This window comes from Streptomyces xiaopingdaonensis, from assembly GCF_000262345.1.
GTDB classification, from domain to species: Bacteria; Actinomycetota; Actinomycetes; order Streptomycetales; family Streptomycetaceae; genus Streptomyces; species Streptomyces xiaopingdaonensis.
The window spans coordinates 1-8,492 of the sequence record NZ_AJTQ01000030.1; the positions used below are offsets into that span (position 1 = coordinate 1).

Genomic DNA, 8,492 nt, shown 5'->3' on the forward strand with positions numbered 1-8,492 from the left:
CCTGCGTCCGGATGGCGGGAGCAGCTCAACTCCGCGCTCCTCGGCCTCGGTTACGCCAACCGGGAGGCAGAGGAGGCGGTTGCGGCGGTCGCGCCGCAGGCGGAGGAGCTCGCGGCGGCGGGCGCCGAGCCGCCGGTGCCGCAGTTGCTCCGCGCCGCGCTCCAGACTCTCAACAGGGCGCGCTGAGATGGCGCTCGGGAGCGCGCCCGCCCCCCGTACGGACAAGGCACAGCGCGAGGCAGCCGATGCAGAGTGACGACGGTACCGAGAAGGACCAGGGCGCCGAGCGACTCGTCGGCGCCGAGGCCGACGGCGACGACCAGGCCGTCGAAGCGGCCCTGCGCCCCAGGGAGTTGGGCGATTTCATCGGCCAGCCCCGCGTGCGCGAACAGCTCGATCTGGTGCTGCGCGCGGCGCGTGCCCGCGGCGCCAGCGCCGACCACGTGCTGCTCTCGGGCGCTCCGGGGCTCGGCAAGACCACCCTCTCGATGATCATCGCCGCCGAGATGGGCGCCCCGCTCCGCGTCACCTCGGGCCCGGCCATCCAACACCAGGGCGACCTCGCCGCGATCCTCTCCTCTCTCCAGGACGGAGAGGTCCTCTTCCTCGACGAGATCCACCGCATGTCCCGCCCGGCCGAGGAGATGCTGTACATGGCGATGGAGGACTTCCGCGTCGACGTCATCGTCGGCAAGGGCCCGGGCGCCACCGCGATCCCCCTCGAACTCCCGCCCTTCACCCTCGTCGGCGCCACGACGAGGGCGGGCCTCCTCCCGCCGCCGCTCCGCGACAGGTTCGGGTTCACCGCGCACATGGAGTTCTACGAGCCGGCCGAGTTGGAGCAGGTGGTCCACCGCTCGGCCCGCCTCCTCGACGTCCGCGTCGACGGCGAGGGCGCCGTCGAGATCGCCGGCCGCTCGCGCGGCACCCCACGGATCGCCAACCGACTGCTGCGCCGCGTACGCGACTACGCGCAGGTGAAGGCCGACGGCGCGATCACCAGGGACGTCGCCGCCCGCGCCCTCGACGTCTACGAGGTCGACGAGCGCGGCCTCGACCGCCTCGACCGCGCGGTGCTCGGCTCGCTGCTGAAGCTCTTCGGCGGCGGTCCCGTCGGCCTCTCCACCCTCGCCGTCGCCGTAGGAGAGGAGCGCGAGACGGTCGAGGAGGTGGCCGAGCCCTTCCTCGTCCGCGAAGGTCTGCTGGCCCGCACACCGCGCGGCCGGGTGGCGACTCCGGCGGCATGGGCCCACCTCGACCTCGTCCCGCCGCAGCAACCCAGGGACAAACCGGGACAAGAAGGGCTGTTCCCCGGGTGACGGCGCGGAGGTTCGCTGCCCCAGGAACCCCGGTGCCATGCTGGACGTTGTTCCATCGGCGCGGGCTCCCTTAGACTCCGCCGACGCCGCCCCTTTTGCGGGCGGTACCCACACCCCCGAATACCAGGCCGCCGTGAGGCGTCCGTGTAAGGAAAATCTTCCGCCGTGGATCCTATTGCTCTGCTCCCGTTCATCGTGCTCATCGGGGCCATGTACCTGATGACCCGCTCGGCCAAGAAGAAGCAGCGTCAGGCCACGCAGATGCGTGACCAGATGCAGCCCGGCACCGGCGTCCGGACCATCGGGGGCATGTACGCCACCGTCAAGGAGATCCGCGACGACACCGTCCTCCTTGAGATGGACTCGGGCCAGCATGCTCTCTTCGCCAAGAACGCCATCGGCGCCGTCCTGGAGGACGCGGAGTACGAGCGCATCGTCAACGGCGTCTCCCAGTCCGAACTCGACGTCGACACCGTCGTCCCGGACGACGCCTCCTCGCTCACCGAGGACTCGGACCGCATCGACCTGCACAAGTCCGAGGAGAAGCCGGAGGAGTCGGAGGAGAAGGCCGAGTCCGAGGAAGGCGAGAACGCCGCCTCCGGGACCGAGAGCGAGACGGCGGACGCCGCCACCGCAGAGGACGCGAAGCCCGAGGACGCGAAGCGGGACGGTGACACCGACTCCAAGTAAGGTCGGGCCGCCGGGCCGGAAGATCAGGTCCGGCGGCTGAGTTACGTCCGCGCACACCTACTTCGCGTGCCGCGCTGCCGCCTGGCCTGACTTCCGGGCGGCGTCGGCGGTTGGACAGGGAGAGACGACAAGGTGGCAGCACCGAAGAGGGGCCGCAAGTCCCCCAGCGGACAGGGGAAGCCATGGCGCTCCCTGGCGCTGATCATTGTGGTCATCGCCGGCCTGGTGGGAGGGATGTTCGCCTCCGGGACCGAGACGCCGCGCCTGGGCATCGACCTCGCGGGCGGCACGAGCATCACGCTTGAGGCGAAGAACCAGCCGGGCAAGCCGGACGCGATCAACCAGACCAACATGGACACCGCCGTAGGCATCATCGAGCGGCGCGTCAACGGTCTCGGTGTGCAGGAAGCCGAGGTGCAGACCCAGGGCGACCGGCACATCATCGTCAACATCCCCAAAGGGACCAACTCGCAGCAGGCGCGCGAACAAGTCGGCACCACCGCGCAGTTGGCCTTCCGTCCGGTCATCACTCTCGCCCAGGCCGAGCAGGGCAAGCAGCAGTCGCCGAGCCCGTCGGACTCCCCGGACTCGTCGGAGAGCGGCTCGGGCGGCGCGTCCCGGAGCGACGAAGGCGAGCAACAGAAAGACAGCGGAAAGCAGGACGAACAGAAGGGCGACTCCGCCGACGCCGGCGGCCAGGGCCGCGCCGTCACGGACGGGCTCCGCGCCAAGACCGCCGACGAGACGCCGACGCCCGGCGAGAGCGCCGAGCCCACGGGCAAGCCGTCGGAGCAGCCCTCGGCGCCGCCCCAGCAGCAACAGCCCCAGCCGCAGGGCGTTCCGCCCGCCGTCGCCAAACAGTTGGAGCAGCTCGACTGCAGCACGAACGAGGCGAAGGCGAAAGCGAGCGACAAGGCGGCCTCCGCGAAGAACCGCGACACGATCGTCGCCTGCGACCAGCAGCAGCCGATCAAGTACGCGCTCGGCCCCGTCGCCGTCGAGGGCAAGACGGTCAACGATGCCGAGGCCGTCTTCGACCAGCAGCGCGGTCAGTGGATCGTGCAGATGTCCTTCAACAACAAGGGCTCTGAAGACTTCGGCGACGTCACCGGCAAGCTCTCCAAGCAGCCTCAGCCGCAGAACCAGTTCGCCATCGCGCTCGACGGCGAGGTCGTCTCGGCGCCCACCGTCCAGCAGCGCCTGACGAGCAACGCGGAGATCTCCGGAAGCTTCACCCAGGAGTCGGCCGAAGAGCTCGGCAACATCCTCTCCTACGGCGCCCTTCCGCTGTCCTTCCAGGAGTCCGACGTCACCACGGTGACCCCGGCGCTCGGCAGCGACCAGTTGGAGGCCGGGCTCTTCGCCGGTGCCATCGGGCTGCTGCTCGTGGTGATCTATCTCGTCTCCTACTATCGGGGGCTCTCGCTCATCGCGCTCGTCTCCCTGGTCGTCTCCGGCGTCCTGACGTACACGATCATGACCCTCCTCGGTCCCGCGATCGGATTCGCCCTCAACCTCCCCGCGGTGTGTGGTGCGATCGTTGCGATCGGTATCACCGCAGACTCCTTCATCGTCTACTTCGAGCGCATCCGCGACGAAGTGCGCGAGGGACGCACGCTGCGCCCCGCCGTGGAGAGAGCCTGGCCGCGGGCCCGACGCACCATTCTCGTCTCCGACTTCGTGTCGTTCCTCGCCGCCGCGGTCCTCTTCATCACGACCGTCGGCAAGGTCCAGGGCTTCGCGTTCACGCTGGGTCTGACGACCGCGCTCGATGTCGTCGTCGTCTGGTTGTTCACCAAGCCGGTCATGACGCTCCTGGCCGGGAAGAAGTTCTTCTCCAGCGGTCACCCGTGGTCCGGGCTCGATCCGAAACGGCTCGGTGCCAAGCCACCCCTGCGCAGCGGTCGTCGTCGGTCGGCCCTCAGCGAACCGAAGGAGGCCTGAGGTGTCACGACTCGGCAATATCGGTGCCAAGCTCTACCGCGGTGAGATCGGCTACGACTTCATCAAGCACCGGAAGCTCTGGTACGGCGTCTCCATCCTGATCACCATCACGGCGATCGTGGGCCTCGCGGTCCGCGGCCTCCACATGGGCATCGAGTTCGAGGGCGGCGCCGTCCTCACCACGCCGAAGACCGCGGCGAGCGTGCAGCAGACCACGCACGCGGCCGAGCAGGTCTCCGGCCATCAGGCGATCGTCCAGCAACTCGGCGGCGGCGGCATGCGCGTGCAGATCGCCGGCGTCGACACCAGCACCTCGACCGACGTCAAGAACAAGCTCGCCGAAGAGCTCGACGTCAACGCCGAGAAGATCGACGCGCAGCTCGTCGGCCCGAGTTGGGGCGAGCAGATCGCCAACAAGGCGTGGCAGGGGCTGGGGATCTTCATGGTCCTCGTGGTGGTCTATCTTGCGATCGCCTTCCAGTGGCGCATGGCGGTGGCCGCCCTGGTCGCCCTCATCCACGACATCACCATCACCGTCGGCGTCTACTCGCTCGTCGGCTTCGAGGTCACACCGGGCACCGTCATCGGTCTGCTCACGATCCTGGGGTACTCGCTCTACGACACCGTCGTCGTCTTCGACGGCCTACGGGAGTCGAGTACGAACGTCACCAAGCAGAGCCGCTACACCTACAGCGAGATCGCGAACCAGTCGATCAACGGCACCCTGATCCGGTCGATCAACACCACCGTGGTCGCTCTGCTGCCGGTCGGCGGTCTGCTCTTCATCGGTGGCGGACTGCTCGGCGGCGGCATGCTCAACGACATCGCGCTCTCGATCTTCGTCGGGCTCGCCGCCGGCGCGTACTCCTCGATCTTCATCGCGACACCGCTCGTCGCGGACCTCAAGGAGCGCCAGCCGCAGATGAAGGCGCTCGCCAAGCGGGTGCACGCGAAGCGGCTCAAGCAGGAGGCACGCGAGGACGGCGACGACCCGGAGGGACCCGACGGCGGCGACGACTCCGGCCCGCCGGACGACGACGATCCGAGCAGCCGCCCGACTGTCACGGTGCAGGACGCCCGCGGTAACGGTGCGGCAGGCGTCCAGAAGCAGCGCGCACAGCCGTCGGCGCGGAACAAGGGCGGCCGCGGCCGCCCGTCGGGGAAGCGGAGGTGAGCGCCGTGAGCGCAGCGGCAGAAACGGAGAGCGCGGGCGTGGAGAACGGCGCGCCCCCGCTTCCGCCCCACGTCCGCGAGCTGCTCGCCGCACGCATCCACGACGTCCCCGACCACCCGCAGCCGGGCGTCGTCTTCAAGGACATCACGCCGCTCCTCGCCGACCCGGAGGCGTTCGGCGCCCTCACCGAGGCGCTCGCCGAGCTGTGTGCCGCACACGGCGCCACAAAGGTGGCCGGCTTGGAGGCGCGTGGATTCATCCTCGCGGCGCCCGCCGCGGTCCGGGCCGGCATCGGCTTCCTCCCGGTGCGCAAGGCGGGCAAGCTGCCGGGCGCCACCCTGCGGGAGTCCTACGAGCTGGAGTACGGCACGGCCGAGATCGAGATACACGCCGAGGGCCTCGAGCCGGACGACCGCGTGCTCGTCATCGACGACGTCCTCGCCACCGGCGGAACGGCAGAGGCCGGTGCCCGCCTCATCGCGAGCACGGGCGCCGAGGTCGTGGGCGTCGCCGTCCTCCTCGAGATCGGCTTCCTCCGGGGCCGCGCCAGGCTGGAGCCGGCGCTCGACGGTGCCCCGATCCACGCCCTCGTCACCGCCTGACCCCGCGCACGGTCGGCGTACCTGCGCGGAACGGGGCATAACGGCGGCCCTTCGGAGTGTTCCCCGAAGGGCCGCCTTTCCTGTGCGTCCTGCGCGCCGGAGCGGGCGCGTGGCAGCGACGGGCGGATGGCTACCATGGCAGTTCCGAGTCCAACGAGGAGTGCTCTTGCCAGACGAGGCCAGGCAGCTCGCCGCACAGCACCAGGACGAGAAGAACCGACCGGGTGCCGAGGAGCAGGCTGCACCGGGGAAGGCCGAACCGGCGGGACGCGAGCGCTCCGAGCCCAAGGCCAGAGGCGGCCGGCAGTCCAAGGGATCACGCCTCGGGAAGGGCGCCCAGCAGTCGGCCCCCGAGCCTCCGCCGGCCGACCGCGTCGCGCCGTCGCGCGCCGTCTCCGGCGTCTCGGGCCGCTCCGGCTCCTCCAACCGCGTGCGGGCCCGGCTCGCCCGCCTCGGAGTGCAGCGTTCGAGCCCTTTCAACCCGGTGCTCGAGCCGCTGCTGCGGATAGTCCGGGCCAACGACCCGAAGATCGAGTCCTCCACGCTCCGCCAGATCGAGCGCGCCTACCAGGTCGCCGAGCGCTGGCACCGCGGCCAGAAGCGCAAGAGCGGCGACCCGTACATCACCCACCCCCTCGCGGTGACGACGATCCTCGCCGAGCTCGGCATGGACCCGGCGACCCTCATGGCCGGCCTCCTCCACGACACGGTCGAGGACACCGAGTACGGACTCGACACGCTCCGTCGCGACTTCGGCGACCAGGTGGCTCTCCTCGTCGACGGCGTCACCAAGCTCGACAAGGTCAAGTTCGGCGAGGCGGCACAGGCCGAGACGGTCCGCAAGATGGTCGTCGCGATGGCCAAGGACCCCCGCGTCCTCGTGATCAAGCTCGCCGACCGGCTCCACAACATGCGCACGATGCGGTACCTCAAGCGCGAGAAGCAGGAGCAGAAAGCCCGCGAGACGCTGGAGATCTTCGCGCCGCTCGCGCACCGCCTCGGCATGAACACCATCAAGTGGGAGCTGGAGGACCTCGCCTTCGCGATCCTCTACCCCAAGATGTACGACGAGATCGTGCGCCTCGTCGCCGAGCGCGCCCCCAAGCGCGACGAGTACCTGGCGCTCGTCACCGACGAGGTCCAGGCGGACCTGGGTGCCGCGCGTATCAAGGCGACGGTGACGGGCCGCCCGAAGCACTACTACAGCGTCTACCAGAAGATGATCGTCCGCGGCCGTGACTTCGCGGAGATCTACGATCTCGTCGGCATCCGCGTCCTCGTCGACACCGTCCGCGACTGCTACGCGGCACTCGGCACCGTCCACGCGCGCTGGAACCCCGTTCCCGGGCGCTTCAAGGACTACATCGCGATGCCGAAGTTCAACATGTACCAGTCGCTGCACACGACGGTGATCGGCCCCGAGGGCAAGCCCGTCGAGCTGCAGATCCGCACCTTCGACATGCACCGCCGCGCGGAGTACGGCATCGCGGCGCACTGGAAGTACAAGCAGCAGGCCGTGGCGGGCGCCTCCAAGGTGCGCACGGAGGGCGAGAAGGCGGAGAAGGACCACGTCAACGATATGTCCTGGCTCCGTCAACTCCTCGACTGGCAGAAGGAGACGGAGGACCCGGGCGAGTTCCTGGAGTCCCTCCGCTTCGACCTCTCCCGGAACGAGGTCTTCGTCTTCACACCGAAGGGCGACGTCATAGCGCTCCCCGCCGGCGCCACCCCCGTCGACTTCGCATACGCCGTCCACACCGAGGTCGGCCACCGCACCATAGGGGCGCGGGTCAACGGCCGGCTCGTCTCCCTGGAGTCGACCCTCGACCACGGCGACACCGTGGAGGTCTTCACTTCGAAGGCGTCGACGGCGGGCCCCTCGCGCGACTGGCTCGGCTTCGTGAAGTCGCCGCGCGCGCGGAACAAGATCCGGGCCTGGTTCACGCGGGAGCGCAGGGACGAGGCGATCGAGCAGGGCAAGGACTCGATCGCCCGCACGATGCGCAAGCAGAACCTCCCGATCCAGCGCATCCTCACGGGCGACTCCCTCGTGACCCTCGCCCACGAGCTCCGCTACCCCGACATCTCCGCGCTCTACGCCGCCATCGGCGAGGGCCACGTCTCCGCACAGAGCATCGTGCAGAAGCTGGTGGAGGCGGTCGGTGGCGAAGACGCCGCCAACGAGGACCTCGCCGAGACGGCACCGCCCATGCCGGCGACGCGGAACAAGCGCCGCTCCAACTCCGACCCCGGCGTCGTCGTGAAAGGCGTCGAGGACGTCTGGGTCAAGCTCGCACGGTGCTGTACGCCGGTTCCGGGCGACCCCATCATCGGCTTCGTCACCCGCGGCAACGGCGTCTCGGTCCACCGCGCCGACTGCGTCAACGTCGACTCCCTCTCGCGGGAGCCGGAGCGGATTCTCGAGGTCGAGTGGGCGCCCACGCAGTCCTCAGTCTTCCTCGTCGCGCTCCAGGTGGAGGCGCTGGACCGCTCACGGCTCCTCTCGGACGTGACGCGGGTCCTCTCCGACCAGCACGTCAACATCCTCTCGGCCGCGGTGCAGACCTCCAGGGACCGCGTGGCCACCTCCCGGTTCACCTTCGAGATGGGCGACCCGAAGCACCTCGGCCACGTCCTGAAGGCGGTCCGCCGCGTCGAGGGCGTCTACGACGTCTACCGCGTCACCTCGGCCCGCCGCCCCTGAACCACGAACGACGGCGGGGCCCCGACCGGAAGCAACTCCCGGCCGGAGCCCCGCCGTTG

The 8,492-nt window shown here is 69.7% G+C and carries 6 protein-coding genes and 1 pseudogene; all 7 read left to right on the top strand.

Translation table 11 applies throughout. The features are described 5' to 3' along the window. Positions 1 to 186: pseudogene (locus tag UWG_RS29305) on the top strand (Holliday junction branch migration protein RuvA); the annotation flags it as partial. Between the two features lie 59 nt (positions 187 to 245). Then, positions 246 to 1,319, top strand: a complete 1,074-nt coding sequence (gene ruvB / locus UWG_RS0101695) for a Holliday junction branch migration DNA helicase RuvB (protein ID WP_016905471.1) — start codon at positions 246 to 248, stop codon at positions 1,317 to 1,319. Positions 1,320 to 1,484: 165 nt separating this feature from the next. Continuing rightward, positions 1,485 to 2,009: a preprotein translocase subunit YajC gene (gene yajC / locus UWG_RS0101700; RefSeq protein WP_016905472.1), complete on the top strand. Its 525-nt coding sequence runs from the start codon at positions 1,485 to 1,487 to the stop codon at positions 2,007 to 2,009. Between the two features lie 132 nt (positions 2,010 to 2,141). After that, positions 2,142 to 3,953, top strand: a complete 1,812-nt coding sequence (secD, locus tag UWG_RS0101705) for a protein translocase subunit SecD (RefSeq protein ID WP_029391078.1) — start codon at positions 2,142 to 2,144, stop codon at positions 3,951 to 3,953. A gap of 1 nt (position 3,954) precedes the next feature. Further along, the gene (gene secF / locus UWG_RS0101710) at positions 3,955 to 5,127 is read left to right on the top strand and encodes a protein translocase subunit SecF (RefSeq protein WP_016905474.1); all 1,173 of its coding nucleotides are present in this window, start codon (positions 3,955 to 3,957) and stop codon (positions 5,125 to 5,127) included. A gap of 38 nt (positions 5,128 to 5,165) precedes the next feature. Beyond that, on the top strand, positions 5,166 to 5,729 hold the full coding sequence (locus UWG_RS0101715; RefSeq protein ID WP_016905475.1) for an adenine phosphoribosyltransferase: 564 nt from the start codon (positions 5,166 to 5,168) through the stop codon (positions 5,727 to 5,729). 166 nt (positions 5,730 to 5,895) lie between these two features. Then, positions 5,896 to 8,433: a RelA/SpoT family protein gene (locus tag UWG_RS0101720; protein WP_029391079.1), complete on the top strand. Its 2,538-nt coding sequence runs from the start codon at positions 5,896 to 5,898 to the stop codon at positions 8,431 to 8,433. Positions 8,434 to 8,492: the final 59 nt, after the last annotated feature.

What these genes read in the sequence shown, in the direction of transcription:
- ruvB (WP_016905471.1), top strand. Translation starts at nt 246, where the DNA reads ATGCAGAGTGACGACGGTACCGAGAAGGACCAGGGCGCCGAGCGACTC.